Source organism: Methylobacterium sp. TK26 (assembly GCF_055361565.1).
Window position 1 is genome coordinate 3,396,959 of sequence record NZ_CM143965.1, and the last position, 21,247, is coordinate 3,418,205.

A 21,247-nucleotide genomic window follows, 5' to 3' on the forward strand; every position below is an offset into this window, starting at 1 on the left:
CGGCCCGCCATCCGGTGGGGAACGAGCCTGTGTATTGCGTCATTGGCCCCCAACCTGACGGAGGTTGTGGCGTATGAGCCTGGTGGCTGATTTTCTCACCCGTGTTGCCCGCGCGGTGACCGCCTATGCCGGCGATGAGACGCTGATGCAGGCCGCCGTGTCCGCTGCCGCCAACGTGATGGTGGCGGACGGCGAGGTGGCGAGCGAGGAATTCGAGACCGCGCTGACAGGCGTGCTGGCCAGTCCCATCCTCGAGAAGGGCTACGATGCCCTGATGGTGGAGGAAGCGCTCTATGAGGCCATAGGCCGGGCGCGCACACGGGCCGGACGGGCGGACAACCTCCGCCGCATCTCGGCGATGGCCGGCCGGCCGGGCGATCAGCGCGAGAGCGTGTTCCTGCTCGCGACGGATGTGGCCGACCATGACGGCATCGCCGAGATCGAGCACGCCGCACTCACGGAGATCGCGGCGGCTCTGATCGTCGACAGGGATCGCCTGCTCGACGCGGTGGCGGCCAAGCCGACACGTTAGAGCCGTGCCCGATCGCGTTGCAATCGTGCGCAGCCCTAAGCCTTTGTCGTGACGCGCTCTCTTACGCCGAACCGGTGTCCACTTCGGCGGAAAGCGCTCTAGCGGGCCAGCACCTCGGCGACGACGCGGGACTTCGCCGGAGCGACCGGCACGAGGCGCGGCGTCGTGGTCAGCTCGGACGCCGGCCGCACCGAGGCGGTGACGCGGGCCTGATCGCGGTACAGCGTGGGGGTGAGGTTGAGGCGCTCATCGGCCAGGGCCGGCCCCGCGAGGGCGACGGCGGCCAGAGCGGCGAGCGTGACGGTACGAACGGTCATTGTGGTTATCCCTCAGGTGCTTGGAGGCTGGTGCCTCCTGTCGAGGGGTAATTTGTACTGCGCCGCACCATCATTCAAACAAATGGTATCGATAGCCGAAATCGATGTTATCGATGCTCCCTCGCCAGGGGCGCACAAACGAAAAAGGCGGGGCTTTCGCCCCGCCATCGATCGTTCGTGGTCCCTGGTCACAGGGCCATCAGCACGCCGGCGGAGCCGATGACGGTCATCACGAGGCCGCCGACGAAGACGGCCGCCATGGCGTAGGAGAACACTTTCAGCATCACACTGTCCTTGTGGGCTTAGCAGCGGTTGCCGCCAGCGGTCTGGCCGTACTGCTTCACCGGGAAGTTCTGCTGATTGGCGTTGCCTTCAGCGGCCGAACTCATCGGACAGGTCGCGGGGTTGCGGTCGTACCGGCTCCCCGAGAGATCGAACGAGCCTGTCGTTTCGACCTCGTAGGGGGTGAGACCGGTCCAGGTGGACCGCTCGAAGGCCATGGCCGACGAGATCGGAGCGACGCCAAGCACGAGCGCGGTGACGACGGCGGCGATACGGGTCTTCATGGCTTTTTATAAACTCCTTTACGCAGATCAGCCCGAGTTATTCGGTCTATTTCTCCTTGCGTGATCCTAAGATGGTGATTGTTTTGCCGACATGACGTGCCTCCGCACACGCGGCGCGGGGGATTAAGATTGGCGGAGATGTTTCGTGAACGGCGCACGGGCGCCGGGTGATCAGGCGATCAGGCGAACCGCCATCCCGAGCAGCACGGCGCCTCCCAGGCAGCGTCGCCACGGATTGACGCCGCGGAGCACCTCGTCGCCCGCCCACACCGCCAGGGCGATCCAGGATGCAATGTCCGCCCAGCGCCCGATGGCGCTCGCCTCCCCGGCGATCCAGGCGACGGCCTGCGCGAGGCCGAACAGCCAGAGCGGGAGGTTCGGCCACTGGCCGATGACGATGCGCCCGCTGGCACGATCGCGGAAGAACCAGGCGAAGGCCGCGTTCAATGGCTGATCAATCGTGAATGCCGACCACCTAAGGCCCGCGCAGGAAGCGCGAAGGCCTTTGGTGGAGCTGAGGGGATTCGAACCCCTGACCTCCGCAGTGCGATTGCGGCGCTCTCCCATCTGAGCTACAGCCCCGTCGAGGCGCCGGCCTTGTAGGCGCGGGTGCCTCAGCCTGTCAATTCCCGTCTCGCATGTCCGGGTCGCTTTCGCGGCCGCGGCACGCGAAATCCGCTCCCCGAGGACATCGCGCGCGCGCATGAACGCCCTGATCTGGCTCTTCGATACGGTCGTCCAACTCTTCATCTACGTGCTCATCGCGAGCGCCGTGCTGAGTTGGCTCGTCGCCTTCAACGTCGTCAACGTGCGCAACCCCGTCGTCGCGCAAATCGGCGAGGTGCTCTACCGGATCACCGAACCCGCCCTGAGGCCGATCCGCAACCTGCTGCCCAACCTCGGCGGCGTCGACATCTCGCCGATCATCCTCATCCTGCTGCTGCTGTTCATCAGCCGCCTGCTGCACGAGTTCGCCGTCCCGGCGGCCTATGTCTACACCCGTTGAGGAGCACCGCCCCGTGAAGACCAATCCCGGCCGGTTCTTCGAGGATTTCCGCCTCGGCGAGACCATCCGCCACGCCACCCCGCGGACGGTGACGACCGGGGACGTGGCCCTCTACACGGGGCTCTACGGGCCGCGCTTCGCGGTGCAGTCCTCGGACGCCTTCGCCCGCGCGCTGGGCTATCCGAAGAGCCCCCTGGACGACCTGCTCACCTTCCACGTGGTGTTCGGCAAGACCGTGCCGGACGTCTCCCTGAACGCCCTCGCCAATCTCGGCTATGCCGAGGGCGGCTTCCGCCGGCCGGTCTATCCGGGCGAGACGCTCTCAACCGTCTCCGAGGTCATCGGCCTGAAGGAAAGCTCCAACCGGCAGACCGGCGTCGTCTACGTCCGCTCGGTCGGCTCGGACGAGCACGGCGAGACCGTGCTGAGCTATTGCCGCTGGGTGCTGGTGCGCAAGCGCGACCCCGAGGCGGTGATCGCCGAGGAGCATGTGCCGACGCTCGCCAAGGCCGTCGATCCGAAGGACATCGCGGGCGCCCTGCCCCCCCTGAACCCCGCCGCCTACGACGTGGCGCTGGCCGGCAGCCCGCACCGCTTCGCCGATTATCAGGCGGGCGAGCGCATCGACCACGTCGACGGCATGACCGTCGAGGAGGCCGAGCATCAGATCGCCACGCGCCTGTTCCAGAACACGGCCAAGGTGCATTTCGACGGGCTCGCCGCCAAGGACACCCGCTTCGGCCGCCGGCTGATCTATGGCGGGCACGTGATCTCGCTGGCCCGGGCCCTGAGCTACAACGGGCTGGGCAACGCCTTCGCCCTCGCGGGCATCAATGCCGGCCGGCATGTCGGCCCGCTCTTTGCCGGCGACACGGTCTATGCGTGGAGCGAGGTGGTCGAGACCGCCGACGTCGGGCGCGAGGATGTCGGCCTGCTGCGCCTGCGCACGGTGGCCACCAAGAACCAGCCCTGCGCCGCCTTCCCCGACAAGTTCAACGACGGCTACGATCCGGCCGTGATCCTCGACCTCGATTACTGGGCCTTCGTGCCGAAGTAGAAGGAAGCCGGGCCTCCGGAGGGCGACACGCCTCCGGAGGCCCGCGATCCGGCATCAGTCCCGGACGACGACCTTCGTGCCGACCTTCACCCGGTCGTAGAGATCGACCACGTCCTTGTTGGTCATGCGGATGCAGCCGGAGGAGACCGCCGCGCCCATCGTCTCGGGCTCGTTCGAGCCGTGGATGCGGTAGAGCGACGAGCCGAGATACATGGCGCGGGCGCCGAGCGGGTTGTCCTGGCCGCCGGCCATGTAGCGGGGCAGGTCGGGGCGGCGGGCCAGCATCTGCTGCGGCGGGCGCCAATCCGGCCATTCCTTCTTCATGGAGACGGTCTTCACCCCCGACCACGAGAAGCCCTCGCGGCCGACGCCGACGCCGTAGCGGATCGCCTCGCCGCCGCCGAGCACGTAGAAGAGCCGGCGCTGGCGGGTGGAGACCACCACCGTGCCGGGCTTCTCCTTGCCCGACCACGCCACCGTCTCCCGCGGAATCGCCTGGGTGCGGAAGCCGTTGAGGAAATCGGCGATCGGCCCCCGGTCGAAGAGGTCGGCCTTGGCGGGAACGGCTCCGAGGGGCACGGCCCCGAGCATCAATCCCGCGATCGCCAGCGTCGCGATGCGTCCCGACATGCGCTATCCTTACGTCCATCACAGAAGGCGGACCCTTCGGTCCTCAACCGGAACGGGCATCGGCATCGCGGCAGGGATGAGGCCGCCGGCCGGAACGGGGGCGGGTTTGCGCGAGGGTGTGCGATTGCCGCCACACACGCTGCGGCACCGGTTGCGATTGCATCCGTGTGAGGCCGTGCTTATCTCAGCGGCGTGATCAGCCCGCCTGCTCCTTCGGCCCGCCTCGATGCGGAGCCCGTGGCCCTTCGGCCCGGCACGCGGCCCGCGGCGTTCGCCTCGGGTCTGGGGTTGCTCGTGCTGGGCCTCGTCGCCCTCGCCTTCGCCGCCTTCGGACCCGGCAGGATGGAAACGTCCGTCCCCGGGATGGCGTTCCGGCCCGCCCTCACCGTGATGGCCCCGCATACGGCCCCCGTCCGGGCGCCGCTGATGCACCGGCTCGACCGGGACGGCACCGCCATCGCCGCCGCCGATGGCGAGATCACCGCCGATCCGGCCCTGCCCTCCCCGGTGGCGCAATCCGTGCCGGTGCCCGGTTTCGTGCCCGCGCCCTTCCGCGAGGGGAGCACGGCCCTGCCCTCGCCCGAGCCCATCGCCTCGCCCCTGCGCCCTCCCCGCGCGGCCTGAGCCTCGCCCTTTCGGAATTTGGACACGGAGCGCGGGCATGATGCCCTGGAGCCCGGACCTGCCGAGAGCGCCGCCTTGAGCCTTTAGGTCTGCCCACACGACTTCCGTCCGCATCCGCGAGACGCCAGTCAGGAGCGTCGCAACCCGTGATCCGCCTGCCCCTCCTTCCCGTCCGCGCCCTCGCGCTGCTCCCCGCCGCCGCGCTCGGCCTGTCCCTGGCCGCCTGCAACCCGCGCGAGGCCGCCGCCCCGACGCCCCCCGTCCCGGAGGTCGGGTACGTCACCGTCCACGCCCAGGCGATTCCCTATGTCCGCGACCTGCCCGGCCGCGTGGCGCCGATGCGCATCGCCGAGGTGCGCTCCCGCGTCTCCGGCCTCGTGGTGAAGCGGCTGTTCGAGCAGGGCAGCCAGGTCAAGGAAGGCGACATCCTCTACAAGATCGACCCCGCCCCCTACGAGGTCGAGCTCGCCAGCGCCGAGGCGGCGCTGGCCCGCCAGGAGGCCGCGCAGGTCCTCGCCCGGCAGCAGGCGGACCGGCTGGAGCAGTTGCTCTCGCGGGCGACCGCCAGCCAAGCGCAGTACGATGCCGCCTTCGCCGGGAAGAAGCAGGCCGAGGCCGAGGTGGCCGGCGCCAAGGCGACCCGCGACCGGGCGCAACTGAACCTCTCCTGGACCGATGTGCGCGCCCCGATCACCGGGCGCATCGGGCGGGCGCTCCTCACCGAGGGCACGCTCATCGAGCCGGGCCAGACGGGGGCGCTGGCCACGATCCAGCAGCTCGATCCGATCTATGTCGACATCACCCAGTCGGTGGGCGAACTGAACCGCCTGCGCCGGGACCTCGCCAGCGGCGAGTTGGCGCGGCTGGAGGAGAATTCCGCCAACGTCCACCTCATCATGGACGACGGCAGCCTCTACCCGCTCGCCGGCCGCCTCCTCTTTTCGGACGTGACCGCCGACCCGAGCACGGGCCAGGTGACGCTGCGCGTGCAGTTCCCGAACCCGCACGACGAGCTGTTCCCCGGCATGTATGTCCGCGCCCGCATCAAGCAGGGCATCGATTCGGACGCCATCGCCGTGCCGCAGCAGGCGATCCAGCGCACCGAGGACGGCCGCGCCGAGGTCTGGCTGATCCGCGAGGACCAGACCGTCATGCGCCAGCCGGTGGAGGTCGGGCCGGTCGTCGGCGGCGACTGGCTGATCCGCTCCGGCCTGAAGGCGGGAGAGCGCGTCGTGGTGGACGGCTTCCAGAAGGTCACGGTGGGGATGAAGGTGAAGCCCCTCGACCAGACCCCGCCCCATGCCGAGCCGGCGCAGCAGACCGACGCCGACGAGGCGAGCGAGAAGGCCGACACGCAGCAGCGGGCGCAAGCCGCCGCGCAGCGTCGCTGAGGGAGGCGCTCCATGGCCCGCTTCTTCATCGACCGCCCGGTCTTCGCCTGGGTCGTCGCGCTGTTCATCATGCTTGGCGGCGCGCTGGCGATCCCGAACCTGCCGGTGGCGCAGTATCCGGTGATCGCGCCGCCCTCCATCGCCCTCTCGACCGCCTTCCCCGGCGCCTCGGTGGAGAGCCTCTACACGGGCACGACCCGGCTCATCGAGGATGAGCTGAACGGGGCGGCCAACATCATGAGCTTCGAGTCGACCACCGACTCGTTCGGCTCCGTGAACATCACCGCCACCTTCCGGCCGGGGACCGACCCGTCGCTCGCCTCGGTGGAGGTGCAGAACAGGCTGAAGCGCGTCGAGGCGCGCCTGCCGGTGGAAGTGCGCCAGAACGGCATCCTCGTGGAGGAGGCCTCCGCCGCGACGCTCAACATCATCACCCTCGTCTCCACCGATGGCGGCATGGACGAGGTGGGGCTCGGCGACTTCCTGATCCGCAACGTCATCAACGAGATCCGCCGCATCCCCGGCGTCGGGCGCGCGACGCTCTACTCGACGGAACGCTCCCTCCGGGTCTGGGTCGATCCCGACAAGCTGCGCGGCCTCTCGCTCACCCCCGGCGACGTCAGCGACGCCATCCGCAACCAGAACATCCAGATCGCCTCCGGCGCGGTCGGCGCGCAGCCGAGCCCGTCCGCCAACGCGCTCACCGCGCCCATCGTGGTGAAGGGCCAGCTCTCCACGGTGGAGGATTTCGGGGCCATCGTCCTGCGGGCGAACCCGGACGGCTCGAACGTGCGCCTGCGCGACGTCGCCCGGATCGAACTCGGCGGCGACGCCTACCAGTTCTCGACCCGCCTCAACGGCGGTCAGGCGGCCGGCATCTCGGTGACGCTCGCCCCCGACGGCAACGCCCTGGAGACCGCCAAGGCCATCCGCGCCAAGATGGAGGAGCTGTCGCAGTTCTTCCCGCCGGGGCTGAAATGGGACATCCCCTACGACATCACCCCGGCCGTGAAGGCCTCCATCGAGAAGGTGCTGCACACCCTCGTGGAGGCGGTGATCCTCGTCTTCCTCGTGATGTTCCTGTTCCTGCAGAACATCCGCTACACGCTGATCCCGACCATCGTCGTGCCCATCGCCCTCATGGGCACGGTGACGGTGATGTGGCTGTCCGGCTTCTCCGTGAACGTGCTCACCATGTTCGGCATGGTGCTCGCCATCGGCATCCTCGTGGACGACGCCATCGTCGTCGTCGAGAACGTCGAGCGCATCATGAACGAGGAGGGGCTGCTCCCGAAGGAGGCCACCAAGAAGGCCATGGACCAGATCACCGGGGCGATCATCGGCATCACCCTGGTGCTGATGGCGGTGTTCGTGCCGATGGCGTTCTTCCCCGGCTCGGTGGGCATCATCTACCGGCAGTTCTCCATCGCGATGGTCACGTCCATCGCCTTCTCGGCGCTGCTCGCCCTGTCGCTGACGCCCGCGCTCTGCGCCACCTTCCTCAAGCCCATCGAGAAGGGCCACGGCCACGCCAAGGGCGGCGTGTTCGGGATCTTCAACCGGTTCGTGGACCGGGAGACCGCCCGCTACGGACGCGGCACCGCGTGGTTCATCGCCAAGGCGGGCCGGGTGATGCTGGTCTACGTCGCCCTGGTCGCGGGCACGGCCTACGCCTTCGTGCAATTGCCGGAGGGCTTCCTGCCGGTGGAGGACCAGGGCTTCTTCACCGTCGACGTGCAGACGCCCCCCGGCGCCTCGTTCAACCGGACCATGACGGCGGTGCGCAAGGTCGAGGAGCATCTCCTCGCCCAGCCCGGCGTCGCCACGGTGACGATCCTCAACGGCTTCTCGTTCTCGGGCCAGGGGCCGAACACCAGCCAGGCCTTCGTGACCCTGAAGCCCTGGGACGAGCGCGACGCGAGCAGTTCCGCATCCGCCCTGGTGAAGGGCACCAACGAGGCCCTCGGCAACTACCGGGATGCGATGATCGACGCGCAGGAGCCGCCGCCGGTCGACAACCTCGGCAACGCGTCGGGCTTCTCGTTCCGCCTGCAGGACCGGGCGCAGCGGGGCTACGCGGCGCTCACCGCCGCGCAGGCGCAACTCCTGTCCATCGCCCGGCGCAGCCCCGTCTTGAAGAACGTGAAGATCGAGGGCCTGCCCGCCACGCCCCAGGCCGAGCTCATCATCGACCGCGAGAAGGCGGCGGCGCTCGGCGTGAAGTTCGAGGACATCAACGACGTCATCCAGGTGAACCTCGGCTCGGTCTACACCAACGACTTCCCGAACCGGGGCAAGATGCAGCGCGTCTACGTCCAGGCCGAGCAGCTGCAGCGGCTCAACGCGGCGGACATCCTCAACTACGCGGTGAAGAACAGTACGGGCACCATGGTCCCGATGTCCTCCTTCGCCGAACTGAAATGGGGGGTGGGGCCGAGCCAGATCGTCGGCTTCAACGGCTACCAGTCGGTGCGCTTCACGGGCGAGCCCCGGGCAGGCTTCACCACGGGCGACGCCATCGCCGAGATGGAGCAGCTGATGCTCCAGTTGCCCAAGGGCTTCGGCTATGCCTGGACCGGCCAGTCCGAGCAGGAGAAGCTGGCGGGCAGCCAAGCGAGCCTGCTGCTCGCCCTCTCGGTGCTGATCGTCTTCCTGTGCCTCGCCGCCCTCTACGAGAGCTGGGCGATCCCCGTCTCGGTGCTCCTCGTCATCCCGCTGGGGGTGATCGGGTCCGTGGCGGCGGTGATGCTGCGGGGCATGCCGAACGACGTGTATTTCAAGATCGGGCTCATCACGATCATCGGCCTCTCGGCCAAGAACGCGATCCTGATCGTGGAATTCGCCAAGGACCTGTGGAAGCCCGGCACCTCCGTGGTGAAGGCGGCCATCGATGCGGCGACGCTCCGCTTCCGGCCCATCGTAATGACCTCGCTGGCCTTCATCTTCGGCGTGGTGCCGCTGGCCATCGCCACCGGCGCCGCCTCGAAGAGCCAGCAGGCCATCGGTACGGGCGTAATGGGCGGCATGATCACGGCGACCGTGCTCGCGGTGTTCTTCGTGCCGGTCTTCTTCGTGGTGGTGATGCGCATCTTCCGCCGGAAGGCGGTGCGGGAGGGCGAGCAGGCCGCCGCGCAGGAGAGCCCCGCGCCCCGCATCCACGCGAGCGCCGCCGAGTGAGGCGGCGCTCCCCTCTCCCCGGGGCGACGAAAAAAGCCGCCCCGAGGGGCGGCTGAGCGAGTCATCAGGGAGGCATCAAACAGAGTGGACGAAACCGGGTCGCACTCGACATCCAGACAACTGGATGCCTTCTTCATGAAGTAAAAACCTTAACGGGCTGTTAAGGAAAGACCGGCGGACACGACAGCGCTGCTCGAAATCAGTCTATCCGAGCTCAAACCTCATCCCGAGGTGCTGCGAAGCAGCCTCGGCGGGCACGTCAGGATGAGGTCGAAGATGGGCCGAAATCGGGAGCGAACGGCGTCAGGCCGCCAAGCTCTCGAACAGGCCGCGCCCATCCGTGCCGCCGATCAGGCCTTCGACGAAATTCTCCGGGTGGGGCATCATCCCGAGGACGTTGGCCTTCTCCGAATAGATCCCGGCGATGCTGTTCAGCGAGCCGTTGCGGTTGGCGGCCACGGTGGTCTGCCCCGCCTCGTCGCAATAGCGGAAGGCCACGCGGCCCTCGCCCTCGATCCGGGCGACGGTGTCGGGGTCGGCGAAGTAATTGCCCTCGCCATGGGCGACGCAGACGTCGATCACCTGCCCCGCCGTGTAGGCGCGGGCGAAGCGCGTGTCGGTGCGCTCGACCCGCAGGGTCTGCCGGTGGCAGATGAAGCGGCGGTCGACGTTGCGCATCAGCACGCCGGGCAGCAGGCCCGATTCGCACAGGATCTGGAAGCCGTTGCAGATGCCGAGCACGAGGCCGCCCCGGGCCGCGTGGGCACGCACCGCATCCATGGCCGCGGCCCGACCCGCAATGGCGCCGCAGCGCAGGTAATCGCCATAGGAGAAGCCGCCGGGCAGGACGGCGAGGTCTGTGCCGGCGGGCAGCGCCGTGTCGGCGTGCCACACCATCGAGACTTTCGCCCCCGAGAGCCGCAGCGCCCGCGCGACATCCGCCTCGCGGTTCGACCCGGGGAAGACGACGATGGCCGCGTGCATCAGGCGATCTCGATCGCGTAATTCTCGACGACGGTGTTGGCGAGAAGCTTCTCGCAGGCCGCCTTCAGAGTCTCCTGGGCCGACGCGGAATCGGCGGCGGCGACCTCAAGATCGAAGACCTTGCCCTGCCGGACACCCTCGATGCCGGCGATCCCGAGCGACTTCAGGGCCGCCTCGATCGCCTTGCCCTGGGGATCCAGCACGCCGGTCTTCAGGGTGACGGTGATTCGGGCTTTCATCGCTGTTTAACTCACCGGTTGCCGAGCGCGCACCGCGCCGGCGACATCGAAAACGTGACCGGCGATCCTTAGATCAGCCCGCTCACCTTGTCGAACGTTGAGAGGGGTCCGCCACCCTGCACGGCACGCAGGATTCAGGACCGTTTGGCTCGGGTGATCGGCTCGATGCTCGTGGCGCGGCGCCAGAGCTGGAGCATGATCCAGGCGGCGAACAGGCTGAACAGGCCCATCAGGACGTGGCCGACCCGGTCGCCGAGGTCGAACAGACCCGCCAGCGCCCAGCCGGCCGCGATCGCCACGGCGAACACCTCCGTGCCCACCAGGACCATCATGCTCAGGATGGTGACCGCATTGCGTGCGTTCACGAGTGCAACCCTTCCCGCCGCCCGTCGAACGGGCTCGCAAGGCGTCCTGCTACCTCAGGGCGGGCAGGCGGCGCAAGCAGCGCCGCCCGTCTCGCCCGCTCAGCGCGGGGCGCGCTTGGCCAGGATGCGCTGAAGCGTCCGGCGGTGCATGTTCAGGCGGCGCGCCGTCTCGCTGACATTGCGACCACAAAGCTCATACACCCGCTGGATGTGCTCCCACCGCACCCGGTCGGCGGACATCGGGTTCTCCGGTGGATCCGCGCGCTCGCCCGGCTGGGCCATGAGCGTGCCGTGGATCTCGTCGGCGTCGGCCGGCTTGGCGAGGTAGTCGAACGCGCCGAGCTTCACGGCCGTCACCGCCGTGGCGATGTTGCCGTAGCCGGTGAGGATGACGCCGCGCGCCTCCGGCCGGCGCTCCTTGAGCCGGGCGATGACGTCGAGGCCGTTGCCGTCGCCGAGGCGCATGTCGATCACCGCGAAGGCGGGGGCATGGGACTCGACGGCCGACACGCCCTCGGCGACGCTTTCGGCCACCTGAACATGGTAGCCGCGGCTTTCCATCGCCCGCGCGAGGCGGGTGGAGAAGGGCTTGTCGTCATCCACGATCAGCAGGCTGCGATCGGTGAAGGCGGCGAGCGGATCGGAATCGCTCAAGATCGCGGCATCGGTCGCCGCGGAGGTCCCGGACTGCGTGAGCATCGGGGGTCCCTTTCGAAGATGTCTCTGTTGAAACCTTTATATAGGCACGATGTCGCGCGGCGGCAGGGGCGCGGAACCACTTATCTCCGGAGAATGGCGCGGAACGGCTCCTCTTTCGAAGATGTGCCGCGCCCACGAAACCCGGACGATGGCACCATGGGCATTGGCGCCGGCCGCGTTCGACAGGCCGATCTGCGCGCCTGACCGCTCGATCAACGTCTTGGCGATGAACAGGCCGAGGCCGAGACCGACCGTCGCGCTGCCGCCGTCCTGCGATTGCTCGGTGCTGCGGGTGGTCACATAGGGCTCGCCCGCGCGCAGCAGCACCTCCGCCGAGAAGCCCGGCCCGTCGTCGCGGATCTCGATCCAGACCCGCTCGTGGTTCCACTGGCCGGCGATGGCGACCCGCGTGCTGGCGAAGTCCACCGCGTTGTCGAGGATGTTGCCCAGGCCAAACATCACGCCGGGGTTGCGGCGGCAGGAGGGCTCGGGCCCCTCCCCGCGGCAGGAGGCGTCGATGACGACGCCGAGCGCCCGCTGCGGCGCCACCAGTTCCTCCACGAGGTGGCTGAACGTGACGGTGGTGAGGAAGTCGCCCCCGTCGCCATCGCCCTCGCCGTCGAGGGAGGTGAGCTTGCCGAGGATGCTGCGGCAGCGATCGACCTGCTCGCGCAGGAGGGCGAGGTCTTCCGCCACCGCCGGCGAGGCATCCGGCCCCAGCTGGCGGATCAGCTCCTTCGAGACGACCATGATCGTGCCGAGCGGCGTGCCGAGTTCGTGCGCCGCCGCCGCCGCGAGCCCGTCGAGCTGCGACAGGTGCTGCTCGCGGGCCAGGACGAGTTCGGTGGCGGCGAGCGCCTGGGCGAGCTGGCGCGCCTCCTCCGCCACCCGCCACGCGTAGACCCCCGTGAAGGCCGTGCCGAGGAGGATCGCGGTCCAGACCCCCGAGACGTAGAGGAACGGCAGTTCGATCTTGCCGTCCGCGAACCAGGGCAGCGGCCGGTGGACCAGGGCGAGCAGCGTCGCGAGGCCGATGGCGAGGAGCCCCAGCGCCAGGGTGCGCTCCGGCGGCAGGGCGGTGGCCGAGATCAGCACCGGGGCGAGGAAGAGGAGCGAGAACGGGTTCTGCAGCCCGCCCGTGAGGAACAGGAGCGCGGCCAGCTGCACGATGTCGAAGGCCAGCAGCAGGGCCGCCGAATCGGCGTTCAGCCGGTAGCTCGCCGGGAAGCGGATGCGCAGGGCGAGGTTCAGCCAGGACGAGGCGGCGATGACCAGGAAGCACCAGCCGAAGGGCAGGTTGAGGCCCAGCCCGAACTGCGCCCCGACCACGGCCGCGCTCTGCCCGGTGATGGCGAGCCAGCGGAGCCTGACGAAGGTATCGAGCCGAAGCTGCCGCGCCCTGCCGTCGAGTCCGGTCAGTCGCTCCTGGATCGTATGCATCCCCGGAAACTAGGGTGCTCCGGCCAGAACCGAAATCGATCGGCGCAGAAAGCCCGGACAATCCGTGGTTTCATTCGCGGGTGGGGCGAGGCGCCGCGCCGTTACGGCCCCGTTCAGGGGGAACCATCATCCTGCGCAGGGTGTTGCCGCTGTCCTGGCGGGGAGAGCCCCGTCGCCGAGGGATCCACCATGCTGCTGGCCTATGGACTGTTCGAAGGCGCGCGGATGATGATGGCTCCGGCGCGTCTCGCAGCCGACATCACCCGCCACAGCATCAAGAGCCCGGCCAACCCGATGGCCTACTCGCCCTACGCCCGCTCCATCGCGGCGGGCTGCGAGATGTTCGAGCGGGTGACGCGGCGCTACGGCAAGCCCGCCTTCGGCTTCACCGAGACCGTCGTCGAGGGCCAGACGGTGCCCGTGACCGAGCGCGTCGTCTCGGAGCGTCCTTTCTGCCGGGTGATCGCCTTCGACCGCGCCTTCCGCACCCCGCCCGCCGAGCCGCAGCCGAAGCTGCTCATCGTCGCGCCGATGTCGGGCCACTACGCCACCCTGCTGCGCGGCACCGCCGAGGCGATGCTGCCGAACCATCAGGTGTTCATCACCGATTGGACCGACGCGCGGATGGTGCCGCTGCTCGCCGGACCCTTCGACCTCGACACCTACATCGACTATCTGCGCGACATCTTCGCCGAGCTCGGGCCGGACCTGCACGTCATGGCCGTGTGCCAGCCGGCCGTGCCGGTGATGGCCGCCGTGGCGCTGATGGAGGCCGAGGACGAGCCGCACGTCCCCGTCTCGATGACGCTGATGGGCGGGCCGATCGACACCCGCCGCTCGCCCACCGCCGTGAACTGCCTCGCCCAGGAGCGCGGGCAGGAATGGTTCGAGCGGAACACGATCAGCCTCGTGCCGCCGATCTATCCGGGGGCCTTCCGGCGGGTCTATCCCGGCTTCCTGCAATTGTCGGGCTTCATGGCGATGAACCTCGACCGGCACGTCACCGCCCACACCGACATGTTCGACCATCTGGTGCGGGGCGACGGCGACTCGGCCGAGAAGCACCGGGACTTCTACGACGAGTACCTCGCGGTGATGGACCTGACCGCCGAATACTACCTGCAGACCGTGCAGACCGTGTTCGTGAACCACGCCCTGCCGAAGGGGGAGATGGTCTCGCACGGGGTGCCGGTGGACCCGGCCGCCATCCGCCGCTGCGCCATCCTGGCCGTCGAGGGTGAAAACGACGACATCTCCGGCGTCGGCCAGACCAAGGCCGCCCTGGACATGACGCCGAACCTGCCCGACTCCCGCAAGGCGTACCACCTGCAGGAGGGCGTCGGCCATTACGGCGTGTTCAACGGTTCGCGCTACCGCGCGATCATCGCGCCGCGTATCGCGTCCTTCATCCGCGAAATGGCCGCCGAATCCACCCGGCGGCCGGTCTATCTGCGCAGCGTCGGCTGAGACGCGGGCGGCTCAGGCCGCCTTCGCCGCCGGCTGCGCGGCGGGGCGCGGGCCGAACAGGGTCCGGTAGAGGGCGCCCGGCGTCACGGAGCGCCCGTCGCCGTCGATGATCGCCACCTCCGCGAGGCCGGCGGCCGACAGGCTCATCGCCTGATCCAGGGCCGCCAGGAGCGAGGCATGGCGATGGTCCCGGCGGCCGACGGCGCAGCGGGCAGTGACGGTGTATTGCACGGGTGGGGTTCCTGGGCAGGCGGGCGGCGCACCTGTCGTGGCCGCCGCCGCCTCCGTCGCCCGCAATAGCGGCAAGACGTTGCCTTAAAGTTGTCCCGCCGACGATACTGTCGAAAATTCCGCGAATTCTGTTTCCGCCATCACCCGTTGTGCCCGCGCAGGGCCGGCAGGCCGATGCCGGTCGCCTCGAAGCCGCCATCGACGGCGACCACCTGCCCCGTCACGTAGGACGCCTTCTCCGAGCACAGGAACACGATGACGTTCGCCAGCTCGCTCTCCAGCCCGTAGCGGGCCAGCGGCACCGCGTCGTGATAGGCGGCGCGGATCTCCGGGCTGTGGACCGCCTTGGCCATGGCGGTGTCCACGGGGCCGGGGGCGACGGCGTTCACGCGGATGCCGTGCTGGGCGAGCTCGACCGCCTGCTGCTTGGTGAGCTGGGCGAGGCCGGCCTTGCTGGTCCCGTAGGCGACCCGCAGCGTCGAGGCGCGCAGGCCCGAGATCGAGGTGAGGTTCACCACCGCCCCGCCGCCATGGGCCGCCATGAGGGGCGCCGCCGCCTGGGTGCAGAGGAACGGCCCCGACAGGTTCACGGCGAGCACCTTCGACCAATCCTCGAAGGTCGTCTCCAGGAGCGGCTTGAAGATCGCGATGCCGGCGTTGTTGACGAGGGCGTCGAGCCGGCCGAACCGCTCCTCGACCTGCCGGACCGCCGCGCTCACCTGCGCCGGATCGGACACGTCGGCCACGATGGCCAGCGTCGCGTCGGGCTTGGCGAGGCGGCCCATCGTGGCCTCCAGGTTGCCGCCGTCGATGTCGAGGAGGGCGACCTTCCAGCCCTCCGCGAGGAAGCGTTCCACGCTGGCGAGGCCGATGCCCCGCGCCGCGCCCGTCACGAGGGCGATGCGGCCTTCAGCCGACCTTGGGGTTTCCTGCACGATGCGATCTCCGTCGCGGGGTGGGCCCGGCGGCCCTTGAACTCAGGGGGTCCGGGTGCTGGCCCGCACCCGTTCCTCGGCGGCGCGGATCGCCTCCGGGGTGCCGACATGCAGCCATTGCCCGTCGAGGCGCATGCCGAAGAGCCGCTCCGAGGCGATGGCCTTGTCGAACAGCCGGTTGAGGGAAAAGGCGCCCTCCGGCGTGTCCGCGAACAGGGCGGGCTTCAGGATCGCGACGCCCGCGTAGATGAAGGGGGCGACCTTGCGCTCGCCGCGCCGTTCCAGGCGCCCGTCCGCCGCCACCAGGAAATCGCCCGCGCCCTCGTAGCCGAGGCTCGTCGTGGTGGGCGCCACGAGGAGGAGCGCATCCATGCGCGCGCCGTCCCAGGCGGCGATGAGGCGGGACAGGTTCGGCTCCGGGCCTTCGAGCCAGAAGGAATCGGAGTTCAGCACCACGAAGGGCGCCTCGCCCATCAGCGGCAGCGCCTTGCGGATGCCGCCGCCGGTCTCCAGCAGCGCCTCGCGCTCGTCCGAGACGGTGAGGCGCGGCGGCCCCGCCCGCCGGGCGAGATGCGCCTCGATCTGCTCCGCGAGCCAGTGGACGTTCACCACCGCGTGCGCCAGCCCCGCCTCGGCCGCCCGGTCGAGGGCGTGGTCGAGGAGCGGCTTGCCCGCCACCGCCACCAGGGGCTTGGGCAGGGTGTCCGTCACCGGCCGCATCCGCGTGCCGAGGCCGGCGGCCAGCACGAAGGCGCGGGTGATCGGGGTCTCGGAGGCGTCGCTCATGCTCGTTGTCCTGGCCGTCGCGGGGGTCAGGCCTCTGGGTTGTCGCCGACGGTGCCGGGCAGGTGCCGCTCATGCCAGTCCCGCACGGCCGCCAGGGCCGGGTGGGCGAGGTTGCGGGCGAGGTAGCCCTCGATCCGCGGCAGGTGGGCGAGGTAGCCGGGCTTGCCGTCCCGCCGGTCGAGCCGGGCGAAGATGCCGAGGATCTTCGTCGCCCGCTGCGCCGCCAGCAGCGCGTAGGCGGTGGCGAAGGCGCCCATGTCGAAGTTCGGATCGCGGGCGCGGCGCTCGCGGACATAGAGGCCGAGCAGCCGCAATTCGAAGTCGGCGCTGGCGTCGACGCGGGCATCCTGCAGCAGCGAGGCGACGTCGTAGGCCGGATGGCCCATCACCGCGTCCTGGAAGTCGATGACGCCGACCCGCTCCAGACCCTCCCGGTTCGGCAGCCAGATCAGGTTGGGGGAATGGTAGTCGCGCAGGGTCCAGGTCGGGCGGGCGGGGACGGCGCCGTCCAGCGCCTCGCGCCACAGGGCGACGAACTCGTCGCGGATCTCCTGCGTGAGGCTCACGCCCCGGATGGCGGGGGCGTACCATTCCGGCAGCAGCTCCGCCTCGAAGAGCAGCGCTTCCTTGTCGTAGGGGGGGATGACGTGGTCGATCCCCTCCGCCACCGGCAGCACGGCGGGCAGATCGGTGGCGTGGAGCTTGGCCAGCAGCCGCACCGCCTCCGCGTAGCGCTCCGGCCGGGGGGCGCCGTTCTCGATCACCGGCTCGCTGCCGAGGTCTTCGAGGATCAGGAGCCCCTCGTTCAGATCCTCGCCGTAGACCTTGGGCGCCGAGAAGCCGAGCGCCCGCAGGCCCCGGTCGAGGGCGACGAAGGCGTGGACGCTCTCCGCGAGGTGGACGATGGCCGAATAGGGCTTGCCGTCGCGCACGGGCGGGCCGTCCGCCCGCGCCGGGGAGATCATCAGCACCGCCGTGGTGCCGTCGGGCTTGCGCAGGCGCTCGTAGGCGCGGGACGAGGCATCGCCCTGCATCAAGATGCGCTCGGCATCGTCCCAGCCGGCGCGGGCCAGGAGCTTGCGCACCGCCCGCGCCCGGTCGATGCGGGCCTGCAGGCCGCCGAAGCCCTCGATCCGGGCGAAGCGCGAGCCCTCGCCGAATTCCGGCCGCAGGGCCAGGGTGACGGAGAGGAGGGGGCCGCCCTGGGCCGGCAACTTCTCCGGCCATTCGACCAGGGTGATCGCCCCCTCGGCCATCTCCTCGAAGCCGAGTTCGACCAGCTCGTCCGGGTCGCGCAGCCGGTAGAGGTCGGCATGGATGATGGATCGCCCGTCGCGGGCCGTATAGGGCTGGATCAGGGTGAAGGTCGGGCTGGGCACCTCCAGGGCGGGATCGCCCGTCAATTCGCGGATGATCGCGCGGGCGAGCGTCGTCTTGCCGTCCCCGAGGCCGCCCGAGAGCGCCACCCGGTCCCCCGGCAGCAGGAACTCGCACAGGAACAGGCCAAGGTCCTCGGTCGCCATCTCATCGGGCAACACGAATTCCCAGGCGGATCCCGCCTCGCCGGATTCCTCGCGCACGTCCTGATCGTCGCCGCCCAAAATTACCTCCGCGAGCTTGCGCGCATGGTCCGTAAAGCAGGGGCCGATGCAAGCCCAATCCCGCCGCCGCGCTGGTAACGCGACGGGGCGGTGCAGGGAAAGCACGCCCGCAACTCCTGGTCCAGGCTGGCACGGGGCTTGCCACGGCGGAACGCCGTGACACCAACGAAGGCACGTCACGGTGCGGAGGACAGGATGAAGCGCGAAGACCTCACCGAGAAGCTGCTCGATATCAAGCGGGAAAAAGGCTGGAGCTGGAAGTACATTCACGAGCAGATCGGCGGCCTGTCGCCCTTCCTGATCACCGCCGCCTGCATGGGCCAAATGAAGCTGCCCAAGGCACAGGCGAAGCGTGCCGCCGAATTGTTCAGCCTCACCGAGGCCGAGGAGCGCATGATCAACGAGGCGCCCTATCGCGGCTCGATCCCGTCCATGCCGCCGACCGATCCGCTGATCTACCGCTTCTACGAACTGGTGATGGTCTACGGCACGACCTTCAAGGAGCTGATCCAGGAGGAGTTCGGCGACGGCATCATGTCGGCCATCGACTTCAACATGGACATGGCGCGCGAGGCCAACAACAAGGGCGACCGCGTGAAGCTGACCATGTCGGGCAAGTTCCTGCCCTACAAGTATTATGGCAACGACGAGGGCACGCCGGAATACGGGTTCAAGGAGGGCTGAGCCCGTCTACCGGGACGCCGTCACGCTGAGCATCGGCAGGGTGACGCGCAAGGCCGCCTCGGGCTCCTTCGGGGGTCCGAGGCTCGCCAGGGCGGCGAGGCCCAGCGCCAGCGTCAGGGCGAGGAGCGACGTTTCGAAGCCGCGATAGACCCATTCCATCGTCACCTCCCGCATTGAGATCCGAGGATCGGCGGGAAAGGTTACGATCCGGCTTACCGACCGGCCCCTCCCCCGCGAGGAGGAGGGGCCGGACTCTCAAGGTCAGAGCAGCTTCTCGATGGTGATCGGCATGTCGCGGACGCGCTTGCCGGTGGCGTGATGCACCGCGTTGGCGATGGCCGCCGCCGTGCCGACGATACCGATCTCGCCGACGCCCTTCACACCGAGCGGGTTCGCCTTGTCCTCCTCGTCCACGAAGATCACGTCGAGGTCGTGGATGTCGGCATGCGCCGGCACATGGTACTCGCCGAGGTTCCGGTTCATGAACCGGCCGAGCCTGTGGTCGAGCATCGATTCCTCGTGCAGGGCCGAGCCGATCCCCATCACCGTGGCGCCGATGATCTGGCTCCGCGCCGTCTTGGGGTTGAGGATCTTGCCCGCCGCGATGGCCGAGACCACCCGCGTCACGCGGACCTGACCCAACTCCTCATCGACCTTCACCTCCACGAACACCGCCTGGTGGGTGAAGCACTCGAACTCCTTGGCGAAGTCCGAATCCGGCCCGGCCTCGCCCACCACCTCGATCCGGTCGTGGCCGCCGGCCTTCATCGCATCCACGATGGCGACGGAACGGGACGGGTCGTCGGCAAGCGCGATGCGCCCCTTCGAGAAGACCACCCGCTCGAAATCGGCGTTGGCGAGCGGCGAATCGTCCATCTGCCGGGCGAGCACGAAGACCTGGGCCGCGATCTCGCGGCAGGCCTTCATCGCCGCCGTGCCGGAGGAGGCCGCCGTCCACGAGCCGCCCGCCACGGGGGCCTCGGCCAGCGACGTGTCGCCGAGTTTCGTCGTCACGTCCTCCATCGACAGGCCGAGCGTGTCGGCGCCGATCTGCGTGAGGATCGTGTAGGTGCCGGTGCCGATGTCGCCGGTGGAGTTGCCGAGTTCGAGCTTCCCGTCGCCGGTGAGCACCGCGCGGCACTTGGAGGGCATCATCAGCGCCTCCCAGATGCCGGAGGCGACGCCCCAGCCGACGAGCTCGCGCCCGTCGCGCATGGAGCGGGGCTCGGGGGTGCGCTTGGCCCAGCCGAAGCGCTCGGCGCCCTGCGTGAAGCAGGATTTCAGCGCCTTCGAGCCGAAGGGCTTGTCCTCGATGGGCTCGCGGTCGGTGTAGTTGATGAGCCGCAGCTCGATCGGGTCCTTGCCCAGCTCCTGCGCCAGCTCGTCCATGGCGCTCTCCAGGGCGAACAGGCCGGAGACCGCGCCGGGCGCACGCATGTCGCCGGGGGTCGCCGTGTCGATCTTGGCGAGCTTGTAGGTGAGCTTGACGTTGTCGCAGGCGTAGAGCGTGCCCGACCAGTTGACGATGTTCTCCTGGTAATCCTCGTATCGCGAGGTGCCGTGGACGGCATCGTGCTTGAGCGCCTGGAGGGCGCCGTCCTGGCCCGCGCCGAGGGAGACGGTCTGCACCGCCTCGGCCCGGTAGGTGAAGCTCCACATCTGCTCACGGGTGAGCACGATCCGCACCGAGCGGTCGAGGTCGCGGGCCGCGAGCATCGCCAGGAAGGCCTGGAATTGCGGGCGCAGGCCCGATCCGAAGCCGCCGCCGAGATAGGGGTTGAGCACCCGCACCTGCTCCGGCTTCAGGCCGAACGCGCCGGTCAGGTATTGCTGCGTGTTCGCAACACCCTGGACCTTGTCGTAGACCGTAAAGCTGCCGCCCGGCTCCACCACCACCGTCGTGGCGTGGGGCTCCATCGGGTTATGGTGCTCGTTGGCCATCCGGTACTGCTGGTTAACCCGGATCGGCGCCTTGGCGAAGGCCCCGTCCGCATCGCCCCACGGCTCCGGCGGCGGCTTGATGCCGTCGCGCTTCTTCGGCGGGTCGTAGGCCTCGCCGACAAGGGCATCGATGTCGGTCTTGGGCGTCTCGGCATTGTAGGTGACGTTGACGAGGGAGGCGGCGTAGCGCGCCGTCTCGAAATCCTCGGCGAGCACCACCGCCACCGGCTGGCCGGAGAACAGGATGTTCGCGTCGAACAGCGGGCGGTAGGGCACGCCGGGGGGGCCGACCATGTCCTGGTAGGCCTTCGGGTCCGCGGCCATGTCCGGGCGGTTCTCGTGGGTGAGCACCTTCACGACGCCCGGAACGGCCTCGGCCTTAGCGGTGTCGAGGCCGGTGATCGTGCCACGGGCGATGGTGCTCGTGACGACGTAGCCGTGGACGAGACCCTCGGCGGTGAACTCGGCGGCATACTTGGCGAGGCCCGTCACCTTGGCGGGGCCGTCGACACGGCTGCGCGGGCTGCCGACATGCCGGTCGCTGCCGGCGGCGGGGCTGATCTGAATGGTCATCG

Annotated in this window: 23 protein-coding genes and 1 tRNA gene; 8 read left to right on the forward strand and 16 right to left on the reverse strand. The window is 69.2% G+C overall.

Annotation, left to right across the window (positions count from 1 at the left end):
- Positions 1-73 precede the first annotated feature (73 nt).
- The gene (locus ACXJ1Y_RS16455; RefSeq protein WP_463847254.1) at positions 74-532 is read left to right on the forward strand and encodes a tellurite resistance TerB family protein; all 459 of its coding nucleotides are present in this window, start codon (positions 74-76) and stop codon (positions 530-532) included.
- 98 nt (positions 533-630) lie between these two features.
- Here ACXJ1Y_RS16455 and ACXJ1Y_RS16460 read toward each other — a convergent pair whose 3' ends face one another.
- The 4 genes from ACXJ1Y_RS16460 to ACXJ1Y_RS16475 all read right to left on the reverse strand — a co-directional run bounded on the left by ACXJ1Y_RS16460 (position 631) and on the right by ACXJ1Y_RS16475 (position 1,997).
- Positions 631-849, reverse strand: coding sequence for a hypothetical protein (locus ACXJ1Y_RS16460; protein ID WP_463847255.1), 219 nt, complete (start codon positions 847-849; stop codon positions 631-633).
- Between the two features lie 302 nt (positions 850-1,151).
- Positions 1,152-1,415 (reverse strand): hypothetical protein, encoded by a 264-nt coding sequence (locus tag ACXJ1Y_RS16465; RefSeq protein WP_463847256.1) that lies wholly within the window; start codon positions 1,413-1,415, stop codon positions 1,152-1,154.
- 171 nt (positions 1,416-1,586) lie between these two features.
- Positions 1,587-1,862, reverse strand: a complete 276-nt coding sequence (locus ACXJ1Y_RS16470; protein WP_463847257.1) for a hypothetical protein — start codon at positions 1,860-1,862, stop codon at positions 1,587-1,589.
- 59 nt (positions 1,863-1,921) lie between these two features.
- Positions 1,922-1,997: transfer RNA gene (locus ACXJ1Y_RS16475), tRNA-Ala, on the reverse strand.
- Positions 1,998-2,118: 121 nt separating this feature from the next.
- On the opposite strand from ACXJ1Y_RS16475, the gene ACXJ1Y_RS16480 reads away from it, so the two are divergent.
- Both ACXJ1Y_RS16480 and ACXJ1Y_RS16485 read left to right on the forward strand, forming a co-directional pair.
- A complete protein-coding gene (locus ACXJ1Y_RS16480; protein WP_238248522.1) occupies positions 2,119-2,421 on the forward strand; it encodes a YggT family protein in 303 nt (100 codons plus the stop codon).
- 13 nt (positions 2,422-2,434) lie between these two features.
- Positions 2,435-3,478 (forward strand): MaoC family dehydratase, encoded by a 1,044-nt coding sequence (locus ACXJ1Y_RS16485; protein WP_463847258.1) that lies wholly within the window; start codon positions 2,435-2,437, stop codon positions 3,476-3,478.
- Between the two features lie 54 nt (positions 3,479-3,532).
- Here ACXJ1Y_RS16485 and ACXJ1Y_RS16490 read toward each other — a convergent pair whose 3' ends face one another.
- Positions 3,533-4,108 carry a L,D-transpeptidase gene (locus tag ACXJ1Y_RS16490; RefSeq protein WP_243956034.1) on the reverse strand — a complete coding sequence of 192 codons (576 nt, stop codon included), beginning with the start codon at positions 4,106-4,108 and terminating at the stop codon, positions 3,533-3,535.
- A 237-nt stretch (positions 4,109-4,345) separates the two neighbouring features.
- Between ACXJ1Y_RS16490 and ACXJ1Y_RS16495 the strand changes: the two genes are divergently transcribed.
- The 3 genes from ACXJ1Y_RS16495 (at position 4,346) to ACXJ1Y_RS16505 (ending at position 9,300) form a co-directional block, all read left to right on the forward strand.
- A complete protein-coding gene (locus ACXJ1Y_RS16495; protein WP_463847259.1) occupies positions 4,346-4,732 on the forward strand; it encodes a hypothetical protein in 387 nt (128 codons plus the stop codon).
- A 146-nt stretch (positions 4,733-4,878) separates the two neighbouring features.
- Entirely contained in the window at positions 4,879-6,123 is a 1,245-nt protein-coding gene (locus ACXJ1Y_RS16500; protein ID WP_463847260.1) for an efflux RND transporter periplasmic adaptor subunit, read from the forward strand.
- A gap of 12 nt (positions 6,124-6,135) precedes the next feature.
- Positions 6,136-9,300: a multidrug efflux RND transporter permease subunit gene (locus ACXJ1Y_RS16505; RefSeq protein WP_463847261.1), complete on the forward strand. Its 3,165-nt coding sequence runs from the start codon at positions 6,136-6,138 to the stop codon at positions 9,298-9,300.
- Between the two features lie 303 nt (positions 9,301-9,603).
- Here ACXJ1Y_RS16505 and purQ read toward each other — a convergent pair whose 3' ends face one another.
- The 5 genes from purQ to ACXJ1Y_RS16530 form a co-directional block, all read right to left on the reverse strand.
- Positions 9,604-10,284, reverse strand: a complete 681-nt coding sequence (gene purQ, locus ACXJ1Y_RS16510; protein ID WP_463847262.1) for a phosphoribosylformylglycinamidine synthase subunit PurQ — start codon at positions 10,282-10,284, stop codon at positions 9,604-9,606.
- Positions 10,284-10,523, reverse strand: coding sequence for a phosphoribosylformylglycinamidine synthase subunit PurS (purS, locus tag ACXJ1Y_RS16515; protein WP_243956038.1), 240 nt, complete (start codon positions 10,521-10,523; stop codon positions 10,284-10,286). Before purS ends, purQ begins: the two co-directional genes overlap by 1 nt.
- Positions 10,524-10,657: 134 nt before the next feature.
- The gene (locus ACXJ1Y_RS16520; RefSeq protein ID WP_463847263.1) at positions 10,658-10,888 is read right to left on the reverse strand and encodes a hypothetical protein; all 231 of its coding nucleotides are present in this window, start codon (positions 10,886-10,888) and stop codon (positions 10,658-10,660) included.
- A 99-nt stretch (positions 10,889-10,987) separates the two neighbouring features.
- Entirely contained in the window at positions 10,988-11,587 is a 600-nt protein-coding gene (locus ACXJ1Y_RS16525; protein ID WP_243956041.1) for an ActR/PrrA/RegA family redox response regulator transcription factor, read from the reverse strand.
- A gap of 36 nt (positions 11,588-11,623) precedes the next feature.
- Positions 11,624-13,027, reverse strand: a complete 1,404-nt coding sequence (locus tag ACXJ1Y_RS16530) for an ActS/PrrB/RegB family redox-sensitive histidine kinase (protein WP_463847264.1) — start codon at positions 13,025-13,027, stop codon at positions 11,624-11,626.
- Positions 13,028-13,216: 189 nt separating this feature from the next.
- On the opposite strand from ACXJ1Y_RS16530, the gene ACXJ1Y_RS16535 reads away from it, so the two are divergent.
- On the forward strand, positions 13,217-14,494 hold the full coding sequence (locus ACXJ1Y_RS16535) for a polyhydroxyalkanoate depolymerase (RefSeq protein ID WP_463847265.1): 1,278 nt from the start codon (positions 13,217-13,219) through the stop codon (positions 14,492-14,494).
- 12 nt (positions 14,495-14,506) lie between these two features.
- On the opposite strand, the gene ACXJ1Y_RS16540 is transcribed toward ACXJ1Y_RS16535, so the two are convergent.
- The 4 genes from ACXJ1Y_RS16540 to tsaE form a co-directional block, all read right to left on the reverse strand.
- A complete protein-coding gene (locus ACXJ1Y_RS16540; protein WP_463847266.1) occupies positions 14,507-14,725 on the reverse strand; it encodes a hypothetical protein in 219 nt (72 codons plus the stop codon).
- A gap of 140 nt (positions 14,726-14,865) precedes the next feature.
- Positions 14,866-15,660: an SDR family NAD(P)-dependent oxidoreductase gene (locus tag ACXJ1Y_RS16545; protein ID WP_463847267.1), complete on the reverse strand. Its 795-nt coding sequence runs from the start codon at positions 15,658-15,660 to the stop codon at positions 14,866-14,868.
- A 42-nt stretch (positions 15,661-15,702) separates the two neighbouring features.
- The gene (locus ACXJ1Y_RS16550; RefSeq protein WP_463847268.1) at positions 15,703-16,446 is read right to left on the reverse strand and encodes a nucleotidyltransferase family protein; all 744 of its coding nucleotides are present in this window, start codon (positions 16,444-16,446) and stop codon (positions 15,703-15,705) included.
- A 26-nt stretch (positions 16,447-16,472) separates the two neighbouring features.
- Positions 16,473-18,047: a tRNA (adenosine(37)-N6)-threonylcarbamoyltransferase complex ATPase subunit type 1 TsaE gene (gene tsaE, locus ACXJ1Y_RS16555; protein WP_463847269.1), complete on the reverse strand. Its 1,575-nt coding sequence runs from the start codon at positions 18,045-18,047 to the stop codon at positions 16,473-16,475.
- Positions 18,048-18,242: 195 nt separating this feature from the next.
- Here tsaE and cynS point away from each other — a divergent pair, with 195 nt between their 5' ends.
- A complete protein-coding gene (gene cynS / locus ACXJ1Y_RS16560; RefSeq protein WP_243956051.1) occupies positions 18,243-18,731 on the forward strand; it encodes a cyanase in 489 nt (162 codons plus the stop codon).
- Between the two features lie 6 nt (positions 18,732-18,737).
- On the opposite strand, the gene ACXJ1Y_RS16565 is transcribed toward cynS, so the two are convergent.
- Positions 18,738-18,905: a hypothetical protein gene (locus ACXJ1Y_RS16565; RefSeq protein WP_463847270.1), complete on the reverse strand. Its 168-nt coding sequence runs from the start codon at positions 18,903-18,905 to the stop codon at positions 18,738-18,740.
- Positions 18,906-18,992: 87 nt separating this feature from the next.
- The gene (locus ACXJ1Y_RS16570; RefSeq protein ID WP_463847271.1) at positions 18,993-21,245 is read right to left on the reverse strand and encodes a xanthine dehydrogenase family protein molybdopterin-binding subunit; all 2,253 of its coding nucleotides are present in this window, start codon (positions 21,243-21,245) and stop codon (positions 18,993-18,995) included.
- Positions 21,246-21,247: the final 2 nt, after the last annotated feature.

What these genes read in the sequence shown, in the direction of transcription:
- purQ (WP_463847262.1), bottom strand. Translation starts at nt 10,284, where the DNA reads ATGCACGCGGCCATCGTCGTCTTCCCCGGGTCGAACCGCGAGGCGGAT.
- ACXJ1Y_RS16570 (WP_463847271.1), bottom strand. Translation starts at nt 21,245, where the DNA reads ATGACCATTCAGATCAGCCCCGCCGCCGGCAGCGACCGGCATGTCGGC.
- ACXJ1Y_RS16455 (WP_463847254.1), top strand. Translation starts at nt 74, where the DNA reads ATGAGCCTGGTGGCTGATTTTCTCACCCGTGTTGCCCGCGCGGTGACC.
- ACXJ1Y_RS16480 (WP_238248522.1), top strand. Translation starts at nt 2,119, where the DNA reads ATGAACGCCCTGATCTGGCTCTTCGATACGGTCGTCCAACTCTTCATC.
- cynS (WP_243956051.1), top strand. Translation starts at nt 18,243, where the DNA reads ATGAAGCGCGAAGACCTCACCGAGAAGCTGCTCGATATCAAGCGGGAA.
- ACXJ1Y_RS16525 (WP_243956041.1), bottom strand. Translation starts at nt 11,587, where the DNA reads ATGCTCACGCAGTCCGGGACCTCCGCGGCGACCGATGCCGCGATCTTG.
- ACXJ1Y_RS16535 (WP_463847265.1), top strand. Translation starts at nt 13,217, where the DNA reads ATGCTGCTGGCCTATGGACTGTTCGAAGGCGCGCGGATGATGATGGCT.
- ACXJ1Y_RS16490 (WP_243956034.1), bottom strand. Translation starts at nt 4,108, where the DNA reads ATGTCGGGACGCATCGCGACGCTGGCGATCGCGGGATTGATGCTCGGG.
- ACXJ1Y_RS16505 (WP_463847261.1), top strand. Translation starts at nt 6,136, where the DNA reads ATGGCCCGCTTCTTCATCGACCGCCCGGTCTTCGCCTGGGTCGTCGCG.
- ACXJ1Y_RS16460 (WP_463847255.1), bottom strand. Translation starts at nt 849, where the DNA reads ATGACCGTTCGTACCGTCACGCTCGCCGCTCTGGCCGCCGTCGCCCTC.
- ACXJ1Y_RS16465 (WP_463847256.1), bottom strand. Translation starts at nt 1,415, where the DNA reads ATGAAGACCCGTATCGCCGCCGTCGTCACCGCGCTCGTGCTTGGCGTC.
- ACXJ1Y_RS16530 (WP_463847264.1), bottom strand. Translation starts at nt 13,027, where the DNA reads ATGCATACGATCCAGGAGCGACTGACCGGACTCGACGGCAGGGCGCGG.
- ACXJ1Y_RS16550 (WP_463847268.1), bottom strand. Translation starts at nt 16,446, where the DNA reads ATGAGCGACGCCTCCGAGACCCCGATCACCCGCGCCTTCGTGCTGGCC.
- ACXJ1Y_RS16565 (WP_463847270.1), bottom strand. Translation starts at nt 18,905, where the DNA reads ATGCGGGAGGTGACGATGGAATGGGTCTATCGCGGCTTCGAAACGTCG.
- purS (WP_243956038.1), bottom strand. Translation starts at nt 10,523, where the DNA reads ATGAAAGCCCGAATCACCGTCACCCTGAAGACCGGCGTGCTGGATCCC.